The sequence below is a fragment of the Nocardia sp. NPDC059240 genome (assembly GCF_042753865.1).
In the GTDB taxonomy this organism is placed as follows: Bacteria; Actinomycetota; Actinomycetes; order Mycobacteriales; family Mycobacteriaceae; genus Nocardia.
On the sequence record NZ_JBHZAC010000003.1, the window covers coordinates 763,412 to 782,453 of the forward strand.

The following is a 19,042-nucleotide window of genomic DNA, read 5'->3' on the forward strand; positions in this document are numbered from 1 at the left end:
GACTACTTGGGGGTGCGGAGGATCAGGACGGTGATTTCGCTCGGAGCGAAGAGGCGCAACTGCGGACCCCAGAAGCCGGTGCCGCGGCTGGTGTAGAGCTGGGTGTGGTCGCCGTGGCGGGAGAGACCCGCCACTACCGGCTGATCGAGGCGGACCAGGTAGCGGAAGGGCCAGATCTGGCCGCCGTGGGTGTGGCCCGAAATCTGCAGGGCCACACCGGCGGAAACCGCGTCGGTGACCTGCTTGGGCTGATGAGCCAGCAGGACGACCGGCAAGGCCGGGTCTGCGTCGGCGAGGGCCGTGCGGATGTCGGGGCCGTGGCCGGGCAGCGCCGCGCCGGTGGGGTCGTCGATGCCCGCGAGCACCAGGCTGTCGCCATTGCGGGTGATGACCTGGTGTTCGTTGCGCAGCGGACGCCAGCCCAGGCCGGACATGTGGTCGATCCAGCCGGGGGCGTCACCGAAGTATTCGTGATTGCCGGTGATGTAGAAGCGGCCGTACTCGGCCTCGACCTTGCCCAGCGGGTCGACCTGCGCCTTGCGCGCGGCCACCGACCCGTCGGCGAGATCGCCCGCGTGACAGGCGATATCGGGACGCTGCGCGTTCACCTCGTCGACCACCCGCTCCGACCAGCGCAGCCGATCCGTCGCGGCGAAATGGGTGTCGGTGACCACGACCAGCCGCAAACCGTCCAGTCCCGCACCGAGATTCGGGATGTCGACCTCGACCGTGCGCACCCGCGGCAGCCGCCGCGCCTCGTAGATCGCGTGCGCGGTCAGCACCGCCCACACGGCCAGCACCCCGACCGCCACGACACGCGAGCGCGCCGGATCGTCCACGCCCGCGACCGCGAGCACCCCGCGCACCACCGCACCGATCGCCGACCAGGTGAAACCCACCCACATCACGCCCAGCAGCGTGTCCCCGATCAGGGACGCGGCATCCGACTGCCGCGGGCCGTGCCCGAGCAGCATGCCCGCCGGCAGCGCGAGATAGCCGAGCGCGAACACCGCGGTACCCAGCCAGAACGCGGGCCCGGACAGGGTGGTGTACACCAGCAGCCACCACGGCAGGGCGAACAGGAGCGCGGGAATCACGAGGAACAGAACCGCGCGCGGAACGTACTTCACGGGAGATCATCCTTACCGGACCGAAAGCGCCGGATTCGGCGTGCTATCCAACGTACCGTGCCCAGCGGGAAGGATGATCTCTCGTGACCGATCAGACCCGGGGAGCCCCCATCCTCGACGACCTCTCCAAGCGGATCATCGCCCAATTGCAGGAGGACGGGCGCCGCGCCTACGCCACCATCGGCAAGTCGGTCGGCCTGTCGGAAGCGGCGGTCCGCCAGCGCGTCCAGAAGCTCGCCGACGCCGGTGTCATCCAGATCGTGGCGGTCACCGACCCCCTGCAAGTCGGCCTGTTCCGCCAAGCCATGATCGCGATCACCGTCGACGGCCCCGTCCAACCGGTCGCCGACACCCTCGCCACCATCGAGGAAATCAACTACGTAGTGGTCTGCGCCGGCCGCTACGACATCCTCTGCGAAGCGGTCTGCCCCGACGACGAAGCCCTCCTGGACCTGGTCTCCAACCGAATCCGCGGCCTGGCCGGAGTCCGCCACGCCGAAATCATGGTCTACCTGAAACTCCGCAAACAAACCTACAAATACGGGACTCGTTAGTCGGTGAGCGCCGCGATTTCGGCGGAGAGGTTCACCCGGGCGGCGGTTTCGTAGCGGGCGCGGGCGATGGGGGTGCGGAACAGGTCCGGCTGTTCGGCCAGGGCTTTCAGCACCGCGGCGCGGCCGGGGCGGAAGAGGTTGTCGGGGACGTGGGCGTATTCGGCGCGGACATTGACGGCGTAGGCGGCGTAGACGGCGGGGGCGGCCGCGAGGATGGCCAGGTCGGCGTCGCAGAGGACGGCGCCGTTGCGGTCGGCGGGGTCGGGGTGGTGGCCGCCGGTCAGCCGGACCAGGCGGGCCACCTCGGCGACCGTTTCGGCGTCGACACCCAGTGTGGGCAGGGTGGTTTCGGCCAGGCGGGCGCTGGCTTCCTCGTTGTCCGTGCCGTCCATGGCGTAGACGGCGTCGTGGAAGAAGGCGGCGTAGCGGACGGCGTCCAGGTCGTCGGCGTCGGCGGCCAGGTCGTCGATGACGGCGAGCATGGCGGCCAGGTGTTCGACGGTGTGGTAGCGGCGGTGTGGCTCGCTGTAGCGGCGGATCAGGTCCTCGCCGACCGGGCGTGCTTGCGGCCCGGCCAATTTCGTCCAACGGTCCAGCAGATCCGCGTGCAGGCTATTCCCCATCGGGGCAGTGTGACCGAACTTCGGTCCGGAGAAAACCCCCTCGGCTGGGTGGTTTTCGCCACGGAGCAAGATCAGTCGGTGCCCAGGGTCAGGTAGCGCTGAATGGTCGGCCCGATATCGGCGACCACCTGCTCGGGGGTGAGCGCCACCACCGGGGGCAGCCGCAATACGTAGCGGCACAGGGCCAATCCCAGGATCTGGGTGGCGATCAGGCCCGCCCGGTGCGGCGCGTCCGCCGGATCGCCGAAACGCAGTACGGCGGGCATGAGCTGACCGGTGAAGATGCGCTGCATCCGCTCGTGCACCTCCTCGTCGGTCACCGCCGAACGCAGCAGGGTCAGCAGGATGTCGCTGGTCGGTGGCTGTTCCCACAGCTCGAGGAAGCGACCCGCCAGCAGCGCGCCCAGCGAATCCGATGCGGCGGCACCGAGATCCGGTAGCTCCAGGTCGACATCCAGTGCGGCGTCGAACAATCCGTCCTTGTTGCCGTAGTAGCGCATCACCATCGACGGATCGATGCCGGCGTCGGCGGCGATGGCGCGAATGGTCGCCTTGCGATAGCCGTCCTCGGCGAAGCGGCGGCGGGCGGCCTCCAAGATGGCGGCCCGGGTGGCGTCCGAACGCCGGGGAGTCGTCTCCACATTCATGCCCACAAGCGTAGGCCAACATCTGTTGACAGACAAACGGCCCCCGCGCTACCGTCAGTGCCAACAGACGTTGACCAACGCTTGTTGGCACTGAAAATGCTTGCGCAGTAAGGACGAAACGATGAACGACCAGACCCGCGAACTCGCCGAGCGGCCGCAGGACTACCTCGGCCCCAACCTCAACCCCGCCGGACTGGAACTGCAGCCGCACGAGATCGGGCCGGGCGTGCACGCGCTGCTGGCCAATATCCCACCCAAGGACAACAACGGGGTGATCGTCGGACGCGGCGCCGCACTGGTCATCGACGCGGGCATCAATGGCGCAGTGTCCCAGCAGATTCAGGGGATCGTCGCGCGGCTCACCGACAAACCGCTGCGCTACCTGGTCAATACGACCTATCACGGGGACCACACCTTCGGGAACGCCGCCTTCCCCGAGTCGGTCACCATCATCAGTTCACGCGCCAATCGCGACAGCATGCGCGACCTCGACTACGAGAAGCAGATGCGCTTCGGCAACATGCGCGGCGACCAGAACCCCCTCGCCACCGTCACCGTCTGGCGCAAGCCGGAGGTGGTCTTCGACCGGTACGCCGAGATCGACCTGGGCGGAAAGACCGTGCAGCTGTGGCACTTCGGGCCCGGCAACGGCCCCGGCGACACCATCGTCTTCGAACCCGAGACCGCCACCGCGTGGACCGGCAATTTCCTGATGAGCGCCGGGCTGCCGCCGATGCTGCTGGAGGGCGGGCCGGGACCGTATCTGGAGAGTCTGCGCGCCATGCAGCAGACGCTGCCGGTGAAGCTGGTGGTACCCGGTCACGGCCCGATGGGTGACGGCCCGGCGGCGCTGCGCAACTTCATCGAGTACCTCGAGCTGCTGCGCGACGAGGTCGGCAAGGCCGTCGCGGCGGGCTGGACGGTCGAGGAGACGATCGAGCGCATCCCCACCCCGGCGCTGCTGCGGCTGCCCGCGAATGTGCATGCGACCCCGGAGTTCGAACAGTTGCTGGGCCATCTGCACCGGCTGAACGTGCTGGCGGCCTACCGCGATTCGCAGCCCTGAGCGACATTCCGATCGGTATCCACGACGCGCGCGGGGGTGTTGGATGAAGTCATGTCTATGCAGCCCCGACGCTGGACGCCGCCCAAGGCGACGCCGCGCGCGCACGAAAGTCACAGCGAGCCACCGATGCCGCCGGTGAGATTGCTCGAAGTACCCGGCACCGGGCCCGAAGATGTGGTGGTCGCCGCCGACGGCAGAGTGATCGCCGGACTCGCCGAGGGCACACTGGTCGCCGTCGATCCCCGCGACGGGACGGTCGAAGAGATCGGGCACACCGGCGGCCGGCCGCTCGGGTTGCACGCGAATCCCGATGGGTCACTGCTGATCTGCGACGCCGAACGCGGACTGCTACGCCTCGACAAACCCGGTGGACAGTTCGAGGTACTGGTCAGCGAGGTCGACGGGGTGCCGTTGAACTTCACCAGCAATGTGTTCGCCGACGGCGACACCATCTACTTCTCCGAGTCGACCCGACGCTGGAAGCTCGAGCAGTACATGGGCGACATCATCGAGCACTCCGAAACCGGGCGGCTGCTGCGGCGCAATCCGGACGGCAGCGTCGAAACCCTCGTCGACGGACTGAAATTCGCCAATGGCATCGTGCTGGCCCCGGACCGGTCGTGCGTGCTCGTCGCCGAGACCGGCGGCTACAGCATCACCCGGTATTGGCTGACCGGGCCGAAGGCGGGCACCCACGACTACTTCACCGAGAACCTGCCCGCCTTCCCCGACAATATGGGGCTCGGCAGCGACGGGCTGATCTGGGTGGCGCTGGTATCGCTGCGAAATCCGCTGCTGGACATGCTGCTTCCGCTGCCCGGCGTGCTGCGCCAGTTGGTCTGGGCGATTCCCGACCGCCTGCAACCGAAACCGGTGCGCACGGTGTGGGTGCAGGCCTTCGACTTCGACGGCAGGCTGATTCACGACCTGCAGCGCGAGGGCACCGACTATGCGCTCGTCACCGGGGTTGCCGAACAGGATGGAGTGATCTACCTGGGCAGCCTCAGCGAATCGGCGATAGCGGTCACCTCGCTGCCTTAATTCTTCTGGGCCTCGTCCTGCGCGTGCTGGGCCTGGGCCAGTTGGGCGGGCGTGTAGCGCAAGGTCAATGCGAGCACACCCATGATCGCGGTGCCCAGCGCGCACACCAGCAGGACGAAGGTGTACCCGTGGCCGAGCGCGTCGATCGCGTGCGGCGACATCTCGCTCACCTTGCCCTTCGCGCTCTTGTCCAGCGACAGCGTGCGCGAGAGGGCGACCGGGCTCAGAATGCCGACCGCGAACGGGGTGCCCATGTTCATGAACATCTGCCCGACCGCCGACAGCGGGCCGATATGGGCCATGTCCACGCCCACCAGCACACACAGCGGCAGGATCACGATGGCCACGCCGATGCAGAAGCCGACGATCGACATCATCACCAGCAGGGTCGGGAAGTAGTCGGCCGAACTGTCCAGGGTGGAACCGAAATACAGGGCACCCGACAACACCGTCGCCGCGGCCAGCAGCAGCCAGCGCGCCTTGACGTACATGCACGCCTTGGACGCCACCGCGGTGCCGACGCCCGCGCCGAGGGTGAACGGGATGCTGGCCAGACCGGCCTGCAAAGGGCTGTAGCGCAACACGTTCTGCAGGAACTGGGCGACGAAGAAGGTGGTCGCGCCGAGCACGCCGGAAGCCAGGAAGATGGCGGCGAAGGTGATCACGCGGTCGCGGCTGTCGAACAGCGACCACGGCAGCAGCGGGTTCTGCACATCGCGCTCGGCGAAGACGAACACCAGCAGCAGGACCAGGCCGCCGATCAGCGCGCCCAGGATCACCGGACTGTCCCAACCCATTTCGGGTCCCTCGGTGGCACCGAAGACGATCGACACACAGGCGACCGTGCCCAGGATCGCGCCGCGCACATCCATCGACATGCGCTGGTGCGCGGTGTCGCGCAGCTGGGAGATCGCACCCCACACGATGAGCGCGCCGATCGGCACGTTGATCCAGAAGATCCAGCGCCAGTCGACCTGGGTGAGCGCGCCGCCGATGACCAGACCGCCGACCGAGCCGACGCCGACCATGGATCCGAAGATGGCGACCGCCTGATTGCGGGCCGGACCGGGCGCGTAGGTGCTGGCCACCAGCGCGAACGCGGTCGGCGCGGCGATCGCGGCACCCGTGCCCTGCAGGGCGCGGGCGGCGATCAGCCAGGCTTCGTTCTGCGCGGTGCCGCACAGGGCGGAGGCGAGCGTGAACAGGGCGACGCCCAGGATCAGCATCCGCTTGCGGCCGAACGAGTCGCCGAGTCGTCCGCCCAGGAGCATCAGGCCCGCGAACGGGAGACCGTAGGCGGTGACCGTCCACGCACTACCCGCGCTGGACAGGCCGAGCTGCTCCTGTAGTCGCGGGAGCGCCAGGATCATGACGGTGCCGTCGAGCACCACCATCAGCTGCAACCCGCTCAAGACGAGAATGGCGAGCCCGAACGCCCGCTTGGTCACCGGATACTGCATCGTCGCAGCGGGATTATCGAGCACCCGCCCACTGTAATGGATGCAGTGGGCGGGGCATGGGCCTCGCTGTGTGCAGTCAGGACCGGTCGGATTCTGGTGCGCCTGCCGTGAATCCGGCGGTTGGGCCGATGACGATGATCGCGGGCGGGCGGATGCCTTCGCTGCGGACACTTTCGGCGATGGTGGCCAGGTCAGCGCGCAAAATACGCTGCGTACGGAGGCTGCCTTCCTGGATCACCGTGGCCGGGGTGTCCGCGGTGCGGCCACCGGCCATGAGGGCGTCGGCGAACTTTTCGATGCGCTCGACGGCCATCAGCAGGACGATGGTGCCGCGCAGTTTGGCCAGGGCGGGCCAATCGACCAAGGAATCCGGGTGATCGGGCGCGACATGGCCGCTGACCACCACGAACTCGTGGGTGACGCCGCGATGCGTGACCGGGATGCCGGCGAGGGCCGGGACCGAGATGGCGCTGGTGACGCCCGGGACGACCGTGACCGGGATGCCCGCGTCGACGCAGGCTTCGAGTTCTTCGTAGCCGCGGCCGAAGACGTAGTTGTCGCCGCCCTTGAGGCGGACCACGAACTTGCCGGCCTTCGCGCCCTCGATGAGGGCGGCGTTGATGTGTTCCTGGGCCATGGCGCGGCCGTAGGGGATCTTGGCGGCGTCGATGACCTCGACGTCGGGGCCGAGTTCGGCGAGCAGTTCCGGGGGTGCGAGGCGGTCGGCGACAACGAGATTCGCGCGGGCCAGCAGGCGGCGGCCGCGCACGGTGATCAGGTCGGGGTCGCCGGGGCCGCCGCCGACCAGGGCGACGCCGGGGGTGACGGGAGCCGAATCATCGGTCACCACACCGGATTGCAGCGCCTCGAGCAGGGCATTGCGCACGGCTGCGGAGCGGCGGTGGGCGCCGCCCGCGAGGACGCCGAGGGTCATGCCGTCGTAGCGGGCGGTCGCCGGGGTGACGGCGGTGCCGAGGCGGGCGGTGTCGGCGCGCACGCAGAAGACGCGGCGGCGGGTGGCCTCCGCGACCACGGCCGCATTGGTCTCGGGTTCGTCGGTGCAGGCCATCACGTACCAGGCGCCGTCCAGATCGCCGTCGGCGTAGGCGCGCAATTCGACGGTGAGCTGGCCGGAGGTGGCCATGCCCTCGACCGCCGGGGTCACTTCCCGGCTGATCACGTGCACGGCCGCACCGGAGGCGATGAGCAGCCCGAGCCGCCGCTGCGCGACCGTGCCGCCGCCGACCACGACCACGCGGCGACCGTTCAGATCGAGGCCGACCAGGTAGTTCGGGTCACCGGACGGGGCTTGCGAATCCGGAACCGGCTGGTCATCGGGGGTGGCTGAGGCGTTCTGCACAAGGATTCAGCCTACGGCGTGCCCGGCGGCGGCCGATAATCGCCCGGCTGCTGTCCAGCAAACCGAAGTGCGATCGAGAGGAACTTCACCTTCGCGGCTCGCCCGTGAGGAGAACCCGCCGTCTTGCGACGAGAACCCGCCACCGTTCTTATGCTGAATAGCTATGACCCGCTGCGCCGCGCTGATTCGCAGTTTCCTGCTCGCCGCGCTGTTCGTCTTCGGGGTGCCCGCGGTGACAGGGCACGCGGATTCGACAGTGGAAGCACACTATTCGCAAGCCGGGCCGTGGGCGGTGACCGCGCAGCACGCCTTCGCCTGCTGCGATTCCACCGGCTCGGCCTACGACATCTGGTATCCGACCGACCTGGGGGCCAACGGATTCCGCCATCCCATCCTCACCTGGGGCGACGGGACCAACGCGCATCCGAGCCAATACGACTACCTGCTGCGGCATTTCGCGTCCTGGGGTTTCGTGGTAATCGCCACCGAGAACGCGGCCACCGGATCCGGCGTCGATATCGCCGGCGCGGTCGACAAACTGCTGGCGCTGGCAGACGATCCGGCGAGCGTGTTCCACGACCGGCTGGACGCGAACGCGATTGGGGCGGTAGGGCACTCGCAGGGAGCCACCGGCGCACTGAACGCCATGGCGAATTCCGGCGGCCGGATCCGCACCGCGATACCGATCGAACTTCCGGCGCAGGTCTGGTGTCTCGGCGGATCCTGCGCGGATACCAGCCGTATCGCCGGTGATTCGGTGTTCTTCGTGAACGGCTCGGCGGACATCCCCATCTCACCCTCTGAACAGGCGCTGCCGCGGCAGGTCGCCGGCCTGCAGTCGATACGCGCCTACTACGACGCGGTGCCAAGCGGAACACCGAAAGCCTGGGGGACGCTGGTCGGGCCGAATCACAATGATGTGCAGGGCGAACCGGACTGCGCGACCGCATCTTGGCCCTGCACCTCCGGCGTATTCGGGTACCTCGGTTATCCGACCGCCTGGCTGGCCGCCCGTCTACTCGGCCGCGAGGACGCCCGGCTCGCCTTCGCGGCGGGCGGTGAGTTCACGACACCGAATCCGTTGTGGACCAACCAGGCCGACGACATCACTCCCCCATGAGCTTGCCGAAGTTCGCGTCCTCCTGGATCAGGTGCAGGCCGTGGCCCGCCCGCAACGGCAGGCTGCCGAGATCGACCTGATCGAACTCGATGGTGACCGCATGCCCGTCGAGCCGACCGTCGAGCACCAGCCGATTCGGAGTCGGCTGTGTATAGCCGAGATCGGCGAGATCCGTGTCCGTCTTCATCGAGTGCAGCACCACCCGATGTGTGCCGGTGTCGATTCGCGCGCCCAATGCCGTCATCTCATCGTCCATCCCTTGTACGACGGCAAGTTGGGGCTGATCGAAAACCAGTCGCCGCCAACGGGTCTGATCGGTCAGCAGCGGTGGCACCGGCTGGCCGTCACGGGCGAACTCGGTGACCGTCCAGATGCCGTAGAGCTCGGATTTCGCGCTGCCGCCACCGTATTGGCGCCAGTTGTCCGACGCGATCCAGGCGTAGCCCGCCGAGAACCACAGCACCAGCAGCACCTGCGCGGCCGCCGCCACGCGCATCGCGCGGCGGGTCCGGAACGGTTGCGGGGTGGCGGCCGGACCGGCGGCGCGACCGGTCAGCAGGGCGGCCAGCCGCGGCATTTCGGGCACCAGCAGCACCAGGCACAGCAGCAACAGGTGGAACGACAGCAGCTTCACCGGCACATCGAAGGTCATGTTCAGCACCCACACCTGAGCCATGCTCACCAGGCTCAGCAGCACCCCGGCCAGATGGGTGCGCGGCAGCAGGAGCAGCACGCCGCCCAGGATCTCGGCGGTGCCGAGCAGGGTTTCGTAGACCGGTGACACCCCGACCTGAGTCCACAGCACGCTCATCGGGGCGAAGTCGCCGTAGGGGGTGAGCAGGGTGGCCAGGCCGGGTTCGGGCATCTGGGTCGGAATCGCCTTGGCGAAGCCGTAGCCGAGCATCTGCCCCGCCAGGCAAACCCGGATGAAGAGCAGGAACCACGCCGACAGCCGGGGGTATCCGGCTCGCCCGCGGTCCAGCACGGACCACAGCACGGTCCCGGCCGCGGCGATCACGAGCACGCAGAACAGCAGGATCCAGAACACCTCCTGGTCGCCGCTGCCCGTGTCGTGCAGCACCACGTCGGCCCCGAAGACGGTGTGGCCCACCCACTTCACCACCGGCAGGGACGGGCTCATCCACAGGCGTGGCCAGTCCCGCGGTAGCCAATGCTGCAGCGGTCCCACCAAGTCGATCAGCAATTGCGGGTAGGTGAGACAGAAGAGCCCGAAATACAGGAATCCGAATCGGAAGAGAACGCGCCCGATCGGATTCCAGGACCGGGCGGGTTCGGTATGTCGGTCATCCGGCGCGACAGCGATATCGATTGACTGCACCCTTCGACGCTAGGGAGCGTGACCTCCTCGGCACTTCCAGGATTTCCCCCGGTCCGACCCGGAATATGCCTGATAGGAACTACTTCTCGAGGCGTACGTGCCAGCACGACCAACCCTGAGTGACCAACCAGCATCCCGGTCACCGGTACTGGTGAAACAGGTCTCCCCGATCCCCTTACGTGGACATTTAGAACGGGTTACATTTCCCTCGACGCGCCGACCGGGCTTACCACATCGGCCTCACCCGTGCAGGGAGGACACCATGACTTCGGCCAATGCCGATCCCAACCAGCGGATGGAACTCACCGTCTCCGACCAGAACCTCGACGAACTCGCGGAAGAACTCGCGCAGTGGCTCGGGACCAAGGTCGAAGCCGACGAGCCGCCGCGGGTCACCTCGATCACCCGCCCCCAGACGGGTGGCATGTCGAGCACCACGCTGCTCTTCGACGCGGAGTGGACGGAGAAGGGTGAAGCGGCCGGTGGATCCTTCGTCGCGCGGCTCGCGCCCGACAAGGACTCCTTCCCGGTGTTCGAGAACTACGACCTGGCAACGCAATTCGCCGTGATCGCGGGCGTCGCCGAGGCCACCGATCTGCCGGTGCCGCCGCTGGCCTGGCTCGAGACCAGCGCCGACAATGTGCTGGGCGCACCGTTCTTCGTCATGCGCCGGGTGACCGGTCGGGTGCCCGAGGACAATCCGCCCTACGTGTTCCTCGGCTGGCTCTACGACGCGACGCCGGAACAGCGGCATCAGGTGACCCGCCACACCGTCGAGATCATCGCCAAGGTGCACTCGATTCCCGATCCGGCACAACGGTTCCCGATGTTCGACGGCGAAGGCTCCGCGCTGCGCAGGCATTTCGACGCGCAGAAGGCGTGGTACGACTGGGCGCTCGCCCGCGACGGATACCGGATTCCGCTGCTGGAGCGCACTTTCCAGTGGCTGGAGGACAACTTCCCCACCGACACCGGACCCGACGTGCTCAGCTGGGGCGATGCCCGCCCGGGCAATGTCATGTTCGACGAATTCGATCCGGTCGCGGTGCTGGACTGGGAGATGGCGGCCATCGGCCCGCGCGAACTCGACGTGGCCTGGACCATCCTGATCCACCGGTTCTTCCAAGACATCGCCACCCGCTTCGACCAGCCGGGCCTGGCCGACTACATGCGGCGCGCCGACGTGGAGCAGCTCTACGAGGACGCCAGCGGGCACGCGCCGCGCGATATGGACTGGTACCTCATGTATTCCGCGCTGCGGCACGGCATCGTGATGGCCCGGATCCGCCGCCGGATGATCCATTTCGGCGAGGCCGCGGACAACGACGACCGCGACGACTACGTGATGCACCGCCAGTTGCTCGAAGCCATGCTCGACGGCACCTACTCGTGGGATTGAGAGATGACGCAGAATCAGATCAACTCGCTCGACGAATACCCGATCCATCAGACCCCGCTGTCCATGTCGCGGGTCGCGACCAGTGATCGGAACTTCTACGACCGCAACTACTTCAACGCCCTCGACAAGGGCAGCGACACCTTCCTGGTGACCGGGTTCGGCGTCTACCCGAACCTGGGCGTCACCGATGCGTTCGCGACCGTGCGCCGCGGCGACACCCAGCGGGCGGTGCGGTTCTCCGACGCGCTGGGCGAACGCAGCCTGGACCCGAAGGTCGGCGGGTACCGCATCGAGATCGTGGAGCCGCTGCAGAAACTGCGGGTGGTGTGCGAGCACGACGACCTGTCGTTCGACCTCACCTGGGAGGGTTCCTTCCCGGCGGTGGCCGAGCAGCCGCACACCATTCTCACCGGCGTGCACCGGCCGATCATCGACGCGCAGCGCTTCGCGCAGCTCGGAACCTGGTCGGGCACACTGAATGTCGACGGCAGCGATATCGCCGTCGAGCCGTCCGCGTGGTGTGGCTCGCGTGACCGCTCGTGGGGTATCCGCCCGGTCGGCGAATCCGATCATCCGGGCCGGCTGGCCTCCGAACCGTCCGAGGGCTTCTGGTGGCTGTACGTGCCGCTGCTGTTCGACGAGTTCTCGATCATCGTCATCGTGCAGGAGGAGCCCAACGGGTTCCGCACGTTGAACGACGCCACCCGCATCTGGAAGGACGGGCGCGTCGAGCAATTGGGTTGGCCGCGTGTGCATCTCACCTACAAGCCCGGCACCCGCATCCCGACCAAGGTGCGCCTGGACCTCACCACCGGCGAGGGCAAGCCGCTGGAACTCGAGGTCGAGGCGGGCACCTTCATGGCGCTCAATGTCGGCTGCGGCTACGGCGGCGACCCGGACTGGCAGCACGGGCAGTGGAAGGGCCGCGAATGGGTCGAGAGCAAGCTCTACGACCTGACCGACCCGGCCATCGCCGGGCGCATCCCGTTCGGCGTCATCGACCACGTCGGCAAGGCCCGCTGCGGTGACGCCGAGGGCTGGGGCCTGTTCGAGCACGGCACCATGGGCCGCCACGACCCGACCGGCTTCGCCGACTGGGGCTCGGTCGCGCCCTGACGCGCGGACCATCGCCACACCGATACTCGCGGCCCCTGCCGGAACCAACCACACGGCAGGGGCTGCGGGCTCGGAGCTCGCGGGTGCGGGTTCCGCTGTCCTACCAATCCAGTACGGCACCCGGTCTCGTACTGTATCCGCAGTACCCGCCACGGCCTCCTCTCGCCCGATGTGGACTACAGCGCCGCTCGGCGAGGCTGGCGAGCATGGCCAAATTCTTGTACCGGGTGGGCCGCTTCGCCTTCGAGAAGCGCCGCCTCGTCGTCACGCTCTGGTTGGGCATCCTGGCCGCCGCCGTGGTCGGCGCCGCCAGTGCTCCCACCCCGCCCCCCGACTCCTTCTCGATTCCCGGCACCGAGTCCCAGCAGGCGTTCGACCTGCTCGCGCAGCGGTTCCCGGGTACCAAATCCGATGGGGCGCAGGCCCGAATCGTGTTCGTCGCACCCGACGGGCAGCAGATCGGCTCCGACGAGAATCGGGCGAAGGTCGAGCAGATCGTCGCGAGCGCCGCGAGCGGCGGACAGGTCAAGGGCGTACTCGATCCCTTCCAGACCGGGGCGGTGAGCAAGAACGGCACCACCGCGTACGCCACCGTCAGCTACGGCGCGACCAGCGCGGACCTCACCGACGCCACCAAGGACGCGCTGACCTCGGCGGTCGACAAGGGCCGCGCCGACGGACTCACCGTCGAGATCGGCGGAACGGCATTGCAGGCAAAGCCCGATATGGGCGGAGCCACCGAAGCCATCGGCCTCGCGATCGCCGCGATCGTGCTGATGATCACCTTCGGCGCGGTGGCGGCGGCCGGACTGCCGCTGATCACCGCGCTGATCGGGCTCGGCGTCGGCATCGCCGCGATCATGACGATCGGAATGTCGACCACCACAACCACACTCGCCATGATGCTCGGGCTCGCGGTCGGTATCGATTACGCGCTGTTCATCGTGTCGCGCTATCGCACCGAGCGACGCGAGGGATACAGCCCCGAGGAAGCCGCGGGGCGTGCGGTCGGAACCGCCGGATCCGCAGTGGTTTTCGCGGGACTCACCGTCGTCATCGCCTTGGCCGGACTCTCCGTGGTCGGCATCCCGATGCTCACCAAGATGGGCTTGGCCGCCGCGGGCACCGTCGCCATCGCGGTCGCCGTCGCGCTGACCCTGCTGCCCGCCCTGCTCGGGTTCTTCCAGAAGGCCGTCATGCCCAAGGCCTTCCGTAAGAGCCTGCGCGCCGAAGAGATTCCCGCACGCCACGACGCGAAGCCGAACATGGGCACCCGATGGGCCCGGTTCGTGGTCCGGCGTCCGGTCGCGGTGCTGGTGCTGGGCCTGCTCGGCCTGGGCGTGCTGGTCTTACCGGTGTCCAGCCTCGATCTCGGTATCCCCGGCGATGAATCGCAGCCCACCTCGACCACGCAACGCCGCGCCTACGACGACCTCGCGGCAGGGTTCGGCGCAGGCTTCAACGGGCCGTTGAGCATTGTCATCGACGCGAAGAACGCCGCCGATCCGAAGGCCGCGGTCGAGAAAGCGTCGCAGACCCTGGCCGCCACGCCGGGCGTCGTCACGCTCACACCCGCCATGTTCAATCAAGCCGGGGACACGGCCATGCTGACGGCCATTCCGGCGACCGGTCCCTCCACCACCGCGACCAAGGACCTCGTGCACACGCTGCGCGGTGAGGCCGGTGGGCTGAAGGCGGCGACCGGCGCGACCGTCCTGGTCACCGGAACGACCGCGATGAATATCGATATGTCGCAGAAGATGCAGGACGCGCTGCTGCCGTATCTCGCGGTGGTGGTCGGGCTGGCGGTCATCCTGCTGATGCTGGTGTTCCGGTCCATCGCGGTGCCGATCAAGGCGGCGCTCGGCTTCCTGCTGTCGGTCGGCGCGGCCTTCGGTGTCATCGTCGCCGTCTTCCAATGGGGTTGGCTGGCAAGCCTGCTCGGCGTGCACCAGACCGGGCCGATCATGAGCATGATGCCGATCTTCCTGATCGGCGTGGTATTCGGGCTCGCCATGGACTACGAGGTCTTCCTGGTGACCCGCATGCGAGAAGCGTTCGCGCACGGGTCGAGTGCCGAGGACGCCATCGTTACCGGATTCCAGCACAGCGCGCGGGTGGTGGTCGCGGCGGCGGCCATCATGATCGCGGTGTTCTCCGGCTTCATCGGCGGCGGCGAAGCCATGATCAAGATGATGGGGCTCGGGCTCGCGGCGGCGGTGTTCTTCGATGCCTTCGTCGTGCGCATGACGATCGTCCCGGCCGTGCTGGCGCTGCTCGGCGACAAGGCGTGGTGGCTGCCGCGCTGGCTGGACAAGATCCTGCCCAACGTGGACGTGGAGGGCGAGAGCCTGGAACGTCGCGAACCGGAGAAGGAGCCCGAACCAGCGCTGGTCTGAGGCGTTATCGCAGCGGTAGGCCGTCCCGGGTGGGCGGCCTACCGTCGTCTCGGGCGAGACAGTTTAGGGTCGGAACAACAGGTAAGGAGCCGAGATGACCGCCGGATGGTCGCACTGGCCGGCGCGCCACAGCCGATTCGTCGACGTGGCCACGGCCGTGCTGCTGTGCGCGCTGGCCACCTACGCCAGCGCCATCGCCAACCATCCCGGCGAGGGCAGCACGATCGTGTATCGGACGCCCTCGCTGGCGGTCTTCCTGCTCTCCGGGCTGGCCTCGCTGGCGCTGCTGTGGCGACGGCAGTATCCGCTTGCCGTGCTGGTGGTGACCACCGGATGCGGGATCGCGATCGGCGCTTTGGGTTTCGAGCTCTCGGTGATCAACACCGGTGCTGCGTTCGTGGCCATGTACACGGTGGGAAGCTGGCTCGAGCCACGCACTGTCAAGATCACGGCCCCGCCTGCGGTACTCGCACTGTTGATCGCATCCTTCCTGCACCAGCCGACGCCGATCCTCACCGGGGCCCGCATCAGCGTGGTCGCGGGCTTCTTGGTCGCCGGGGCGCTGTCGGAGGCGACCCGCAATCGGCGCAACTATCTGGCTGCCCTGCACGCCCGAGCCGAACTCGCCGAACGCACCCGCGAAGACGAGGCGCAGCGGCGGGTCGGTGAGGAGCGCGTGCGGATCGCACGGGAACTGCACGATATCGTCGCCCACCACATGGCCCTCGCCCACGCCCAAGCCTCCACCGCCGCATACCTTTTGCAGAGCAAACCCGATCAGGCACAGGAGATGCTCGACCAACTCGCGAATACCACCTCGACGGCGCTTCGGGAACTCAAGGCGACCGTCGGCCTGCTGCGGGAGGACGACGGTGACGCGCCGCTGGAGCCCACACCCGGACTCGATCAGCTACCCGAGTTGCTGACATCGTTCGAACGTGCCGGGCTGGCGACGACATTGATCGTGAACGGCGCGCCACGCCCGCTCTCGTCCGGCACCGATCTGACCGCCTATCGGATCATCCAGGAGGCGCTCACCAACGTCACCAAGCATGCGGGGACCGCGACCGCGACCGTCCGGCTCGCCTACTCCCGGCAACTGCTGACCATCAGTGTGGTCGACGACGGCACCGCCGAACTCGCACGAGGCGAGGAAGATTCGGAGATCACCGGGTACGGGCTGATCGGGATGAACGAGCGAGCCGCGTCCGTCGGCGGACACCTACACGCCGGGCGCAGGCCCGACGGCGGATTCGAAGTCACCACCGAACTTCCCTTGGAGCCACAAGCACTGGAGCCACAATGACGATTCGCGTACTCCTGGCCGATGATCAAGCCTTGCTGGCGGGCACCTTCCGGCTGCTGATCGATTCGGCCGACGATATGGAGGTCGTCGGGATCGCCGGAAACGGCCGGGAGGCAGTCGAATTGACGCGGGCCACCAAACCGGACGTGGTGGTCATGGACATTCGCATGCCCGGCATGGACGGACTCAGTGCCACCCAGGAGATCTGCGGTGACGAAGCCCTGCGCGACACCCGAGTGCTGATCCTCACCACGTTCGAGCTGGACGAGTATGTGGCGCAGGCGCTTCGAGCCGGAGCCAGCGGATTCCTCGGCAAGGGTGTCGGGCCGGAGGAGCTGCTGCGCTCCATCCGATCCATCGCGGCCGGGGATGCCTTGCTTTCCCCGGCCGCTACCCGGACCCTCATCGCACGCTATCTGTCTCGGCCCGAAAGCCGGGCCGCGGCCACCGATTCGCTCGACGTGCTCACCGCACGGGAACGTGAAGTGGTCGCCATGGTCGCCGAGGGGCTGTCCAATGAGGACATCGCCGAGAAGATGTACGTCAGTCCGTTGACGATTCGTACCCATGTGCAGCGGGCCATGTCCAAAGTGGGAGTACAGAATCGCGCGCAGTTGGTGGTGACCGCGTTCCAGTCGGGGCTGGTGCGAGTCGAGCCGCCGCGACGCGAACCCGGGCCGGGCCACCAGTAGCGGCGACCTACCGGCCGAGCAGTTGCCGGACCGCTTCGGCGATCGGTCCGGGTTGCTCGGCGGGGACGATGTGCTCGGAGTCCACCTCCTCGAACTGCGCGCCGACTTCCTCCGCGTAGCGCTGCTGATATTCGTGCAGGGTGTCGAAGTTGCGGGCCTGGAGTCGATTGGCTCGCGACGAGACGATGACGGTGACCGCACAGTGGGACGGCAATTGCGGTGGCCTGCTGCGGAATTCGCCGATCGCGTCAGCGACCGCCCGGATATCGTTGCGTGTCTGCGCGAGACCCGCGGGAGTGAAATCTTCCTCCAGCATCGTGGCGTAGGCGTCGGCGGGGAAGATGCGACTATAGGGGTGGGTCAGCAGGCGGGCTAGCGGGCGGACACGGAACAACACCTGCTGGACCGCGATGATGCGATCCGTCTTGGCGACCCGCGGCGACCAGTCGTCGTAGACCGGCGCAGTCTCGGGAGTGCCGTCGATCAACACCAGACCCAGCGGCGTTGGCGACATCTTCTCGATCGCACGCCGGACGACCAGCCCACCCATGCTGTGCGCCACCAGAATCAGACGTTTCGGCGCGAGCTCCGCCACCAGATCGACCAGGACAGCGGCCATCTCGTCGATACTCTGCGGATGGCCGGCCGGGCCGCTGCGGCCACGTCCCGCACGATCGTAGGTGACGGTGCGAGCGACATCCGTCAGCAGCGGAACCACCGAATCCCACATCGTCCGGCCCGCGCCCGCACCGGATTCGAACACCACGCAGGTGTCACCGTTCCCGGCCTCTTCCAGATAGATCTCCTTGCCGCCCACTGATACTCGGCGTCCCGGCACGTTTCTCATGACTCACCCTCCATGAACGATACCAACTTTGGAAACGGTACCAGAAGTGGGATAGTAAGCCTATGGATCCCACCGAGCTGCTGCTCCACCCCGTTCGACTGCGCATCGTCCGCGCACTCTCCGGCCGGACACTCAGCGCGACCGAACTGTGCGAACGCCTGCCCGACGTGCCCCGAACCAGCATCTACCGGCATCTCGGGTTCCTGGTCGAGGGCGGCATGCTCGAAGTCGCGGAGGAGCGGCGGGTGCGTGGTGCGGTCGAACGGTCCTACCGACTCGCTGCCGACCGTCCGACGGTCACGCCCGAGGACGGGGCGGCCATGACGCTCGACGAGCATCGCCGCGGATTCGCCACGTCGATGGCCGTATTGATCTCGGAGTTCAACACCTACCTCGATGAGGCGGGTACCGAGCTCTACAACGACGCCGTCATCTACCGGCAGGGCACCCTCTGGCTGAGCCCGGAGGAACTCGACGCCATGCTGAGCGGATTCCGGAAGATCACCGCGTCAGTCGCGGGCAACCAGCCTGGCGAAGGGCGTCGGCCCTACCTGCTCAGCCCGGTGCTGTTCCCTCAGGCGTTCGGCCACCAGTAGTCGGCGACCATATAGATGCTGAAGATCACGCCGCCGATGAAGACCGGGGTGGCGACGACAATGCCCCAGGCCGGAGTTCGGCGGCTGCGCAACGCGATTCGGCCGAGGCCCCAGGCGATCAGTCCGGCAAAGGCCCAGGCGTAGATGGGGAGCAGGCCCAGGGGGAGCAGGATCCATGGTGGGCAGGGGTGCCGCCAGCCGCAGTAGGCCGGGACACCCTCCATGTCGCTGATGATCACGAACGATAGGAAGAAGGTCAGGCAGAAACCGATGACACCCCAGAAGCGCCACCAGGTGAGGTAGGTGTGCCAGCGGTCGGGGGCGAGGGTGGGGTCTGCCACAAGACG

The 19,042-nt window shown here is 67.6% G+C and carries 18 protein-coding genes; 10 read left to right on the forward strand and 8 right to left on the reverse strand.

What is annotated here, in order from left to right:
- Nucleotides 1-2: 2 nt before the first annotated feature.
- A complete protein-coding gene (locus ACFXHA_RS13860) occupies nt 3-1,130 on the reverse strand; it encodes a metallophosphoesterase (protein ID WP_379356378.1) in 1,128 nt (375 codons plus the stop codon).
- Nucleotides 1,131-1,213: 83 nt separating this feature from the next.
- Between ACFXHA_RS13860 and ACFXHA_RS13865 the strand changes: the two genes are divergently transcribed.
- On the forward strand, nt 1,214-1,684 hold the full coding sequence (locus tag ACFXHA_RS13865) for an Lrp/AsnC family transcriptional regulator (RefSeq protein WP_379356380.1): 471 nt from the start codon (nt 1,214-1,216) through the stop codon (nt 1,682-1,684).
- Here ACFXHA_RS13865 and ACFXHA_RS13870 read toward each other — a convergent pair.
- Entirely contained in the window at nt 1,681-2,307 is a 627-nt protein-coding gene (locus ACFXHA_RS13870; protein WP_379356382.1) for a metal-dependent phosphohydrolase, read from the reverse strand. The genes ACFXHA_RS13865 and ACFXHA_RS13870 overlap by 4 nt on opposite strands.
- Before the next feature lie 71 nt (nt 2,308-2,378).
- Nucleotides 2,379-2,954: a TetR family transcriptional regulator gene (locus tag ACFXHA_RS13875; RefSeq protein ID WP_379356384.1), complete on the reverse strand. Its 576-nt coding sequence runs from the start codon at nt 2,952-2,954 to the stop codon at nt 2,379-2,381.
- A 121-nt stretch (nt 2,955-3,075) separates the two neighbouring features.
- On the opposite strand from ACFXHA_RS13875, the gene ACFXHA_RS13880 reads away from it, so the two are divergent.
- Together ACFXHA_RS13880 and ACFXHA_RS13885 are read left to right on the forward strand one after the other, a co-directional pair.
- On the forward strand, nt 3,076-4,020 hold the full coding sequence (locus tag ACFXHA_RS13880; protein WP_379356386.1) for an MBL fold metallo-hydrolase: 945 nt from the start codon (nt 3,076-3,078) through the stop codon (nt 4,018-4,020).
- Between the two features lie 51 nt (nt 4,021-4,071).
- Nucleotides 4,072-5,061 (forward strand): SMP-30/gluconolactonase/LRE family protein, encoded by a 990-nt coding sequence (locus ACFXHA_RS13885; RefSeq protein ID WP_379356388.1) that lies wholly within the window; start codon nt 4,072-4,074, stop codon nt 5,059-5,061.
- Here ACFXHA_RS13885 and ACFXHA_RS13890 read toward each other — a convergent pair.
- A complete protein-coding gene (locus ACFXHA_RS13890; protein WP_379356390.1) occupies nt 5,058-6,545 on the reverse strand; it encodes an MFS transporter in 1,488 nt (495 codons plus the stop codon). The genes ACFXHA_RS13885 and ACFXHA_RS13890 overlap by 4 nt on opposite strands.
- Nucleotides 6,546-6,597: 52 nt before the next feature.
- Nucleotides 6,598-7,806 carry a uroporphyrinogen-III C-methyltransferase gene (gene cobA, locus ACFXHA_RS13895; protein ID WP_379356687.1) on the reverse strand — a complete coding sequence of 403 codons (1,209 nt, stop codon included), beginning with the start codon at nt 7,804-7,806 and terminating at the stop codon, nt 6,598-6,600.
- A gap of 238 nt (nt 7,807-8,044) precedes the next feature.
- Between cobA and ACFXHA_RS13900 the strand changes: the two genes are divergently transcribed.
- Entirely contained in the window at nt 8,045-9,001 is a 957-nt protein-coding gene (locus tag ACFXHA_RS13900; RefSeq protein WP_379356392.1) for a hypothetical protein, read from the forward strand.
- On the opposite strand, the gene ACFXHA_RS13905 is transcribed toward ACFXHA_RS13900, so the two are convergent.
- Nucleotides 8,988-10,340 carry a DoxX family protein gene (locus ACFXHA_RS13905; protein ID WP_379356394.1) on the reverse strand — a complete coding sequence of 451 codons (1,353 nt, stop codon included), beginning with the start codon at nt 10,338-10,340 and terminating at the stop codon, nt 8,988-8,990. The genes ACFXHA_RS13900 and ACFXHA_RS13905 overlap by 14 nt on opposite strands.
- A 262-nt stretch (nt 10,341-10,602) precedes the next feature.
- Between ACFXHA_RS13905 and ACFXHA_RS13910 the strand changes: the two genes are divergently transcribed.
- From ACFXHA_RS13910 to ACFXHA_RS13930, 5 genes are all read left to right on the forward strand, one after another.
- Nucleotides 10,603-11,739 carry a phosphotransferase family protein gene (locus tag ACFXHA_RS13910; RefSeq protein ID WP_379356396.1) on the forward strand — a complete coding sequence of 379 codons (1,137 nt, stop codon included), beginning with the start codon at nt 10,603-10,605 and terminating at the stop codon, nt 11,737-11,739.
- A 3-nt stretch (nt 11,740-11,742) separates the two neighbouring features.
- Entirely contained in the window at nt 11,743-12,855 is a 1,113-nt protein-coding gene (locus ACFXHA_RS13915) for a hypothetical protein (RefSeq protein WP_379356398.1), read from the forward strand.
- Nucleotides 12,856-13,061: 206 nt separating this feature from the next.
- Entirely contained in the window at nt 13,062-15,254 is a 2,193-nt protein-coding gene (locus ACFXHA_RS13920; protein ID WP_379356400.1) for an MMPL family transporter, read from the forward strand.
- Between the two features lie 94 nt (nt 15,255-15,348).
- Entirely contained in the window at nt 15,349-16,560 is a 1,212-nt protein-coding gene (locus ACFXHA_RS13925) for a sensor histidine kinase (protein WP_379356402.1), read from the forward strand.
- The gene (locus tag ACFXHA_RS13930; RefSeq protein WP_379356404.1) at nt 16,557-17,252 is read left to right on the forward strand and encodes a response regulator; all 696 of its coding nucleotides are present in this window, start codon (nt 16,557-16,559) and stop codon (nt 17,250-17,252) included. The genes ACFXHA_RS13925 and ACFXHA_RS13930 overlap by 4 nt, the downstream gene beginning before the upstream one ends.
- A 7-nt stretch (nt 17,253-17,259) precedes the next feature.
- On the opposite strand, the gene ACFXHA_RS13935 is transcribed toward ACFXHA_RS13930, so the two are convergent.
- Nucleotides 17,260-18,099, reverse strand: coding sequence for an alpha/beta fold hydrolase (locus ACFXHA_RS13935; RefSeq protein ID WP_379356406.1), 840 nt, complete (start codon nt 18,097-18,099; stop codon nt 17,260-17,262).
- 62 nt (nt 18,100-18,161) lie between these two features.
- Between ACFXHA_RS13935 and ACFXHA_RS13940 the strand changes: the two genes are divergently transcribed.
- Nucleotides 18,162-18,695: a helix-turn-helix domain-containing protein gene (locus tag ACFXHA_RS13940; protein WP_379356408.1), complete on the forward strand. Its 534-nt coding sequence runs from the start codon at nt 18,162-18,164 to the stop codon at nt 18,693-18,695.
- Here ACFXHA_RS13940 and ACFXHA_RS13945 read toward each other — a convergent pair.
- A complete protein-coding gene (locus ACFXHA_RS13945) occupies nt 18,674-19,036 on the reverse strand; it encodes a hypothetical protein (protein WP_379356410.1) in 363 nt (120 codons plus the stop codon). The two genes, ACFXHA_RS13940 and ACFXHA_RS13945, sit on opposite strands and share 22 nt — an antisense overlap.
- Between the last annotated feature and the right edge of the window lie 6 nt (nt 19,037-19,042).

What these genes read in the sequence shown, in the direction of transcription:
- ACFXHA_RS13880 (WP_379356386.1), top strand. Translation starts at nt 3,076, where the DNA reads ATGAACGACCAGACCCGCGAACTCGCCGAGCGGCCGCAGGACTACCTC.
- ACFXHA_RS13885 (WP_379356388.1), top strand. Translation starts at nt 4,072, where the DNA reads ATGTCTATGCAGCCCCGACGCTGGACGCCGCCCAAGGCGACGCCGCGC.
- ACFXHA_RS13930 (WP_379356404.1), top strand. Translation starts at nt 16,557, where the DNA reads ATGACGATTCGCGTACTCCTGGCCGATGATCAAGCCTTGCTGGCGGGC.
- ACFXHA_RS13870 (WP_379356382.1), bottom strand. Translation starts at nt 2,307, where the DNA reads ATGGGGAATAGCCTGCACGCGGATCTGCTGGACCGTTGGACGAAATTG.
- ACFXHA_RS13920 (WP_379356400.1), top strand. Translation starts at nt 13,062, where the DNA reads ATGGCCAAATTCTTGTACCGGGTGGGCCGCTTCGCCTTCGAGAAGCGC.
- ACFXHA_RS13875 (WP_379356384.1), bottom strand. Translation starts at nt 2,954, where the DNA reads ATGAATGTGGAGACGACTCCCCGGCGTTCGGACGCCACCCGGGCCGCC.
- ACFXHA_RS13935 (WP_379356406.1), bottom strand. Translation starts at nt 18,099, where the DNA reads ATGAGAAACGTGCCGGGACGCCGAGTATCAGTGGGCGGCAAGGAGATC.
- ACFXHA_RS13915 (WP_379356398.1), top strand. Translation starts at nt 11,743, where the DNA reads ATGACGCAGAATCAGATCAACTCGCTCGACGAATACCCGATCCATCAG.
- ACFXHA_RS13910 (WP_379356396.1), top strand. Translation starts at nt 10,603, where the DNA reads ATGACTTCGGCCAATGCCGATCCCAACCAGCGGATGGAACTCACCGTC.
- ACFXHA_RS13925 (WP_379356402.1), top strand. Translation starts at nt 15,349, where the DNA reads ATGACCGCCGGATGGTCGCACTGGCCGGCGCGCCACAGCCGATTCGTC.
- ACFXHA_RS13900 (WP_379356392.1), top strand. Translation starts at nt 8,045, where the DNA reads ATGACCCGCTGCGCCGCGCTGATTCGCAGTTTCCTGCTCGCCGCGCTG.
- ACFXHA_RS13940 (WP_379356408.1), top strand. Translation starts at nt 18,162, where the DNA reads ATGGATCCCACCGAGCTGCTGCTCCACCCCGTTCGACTGCGCATCGTC.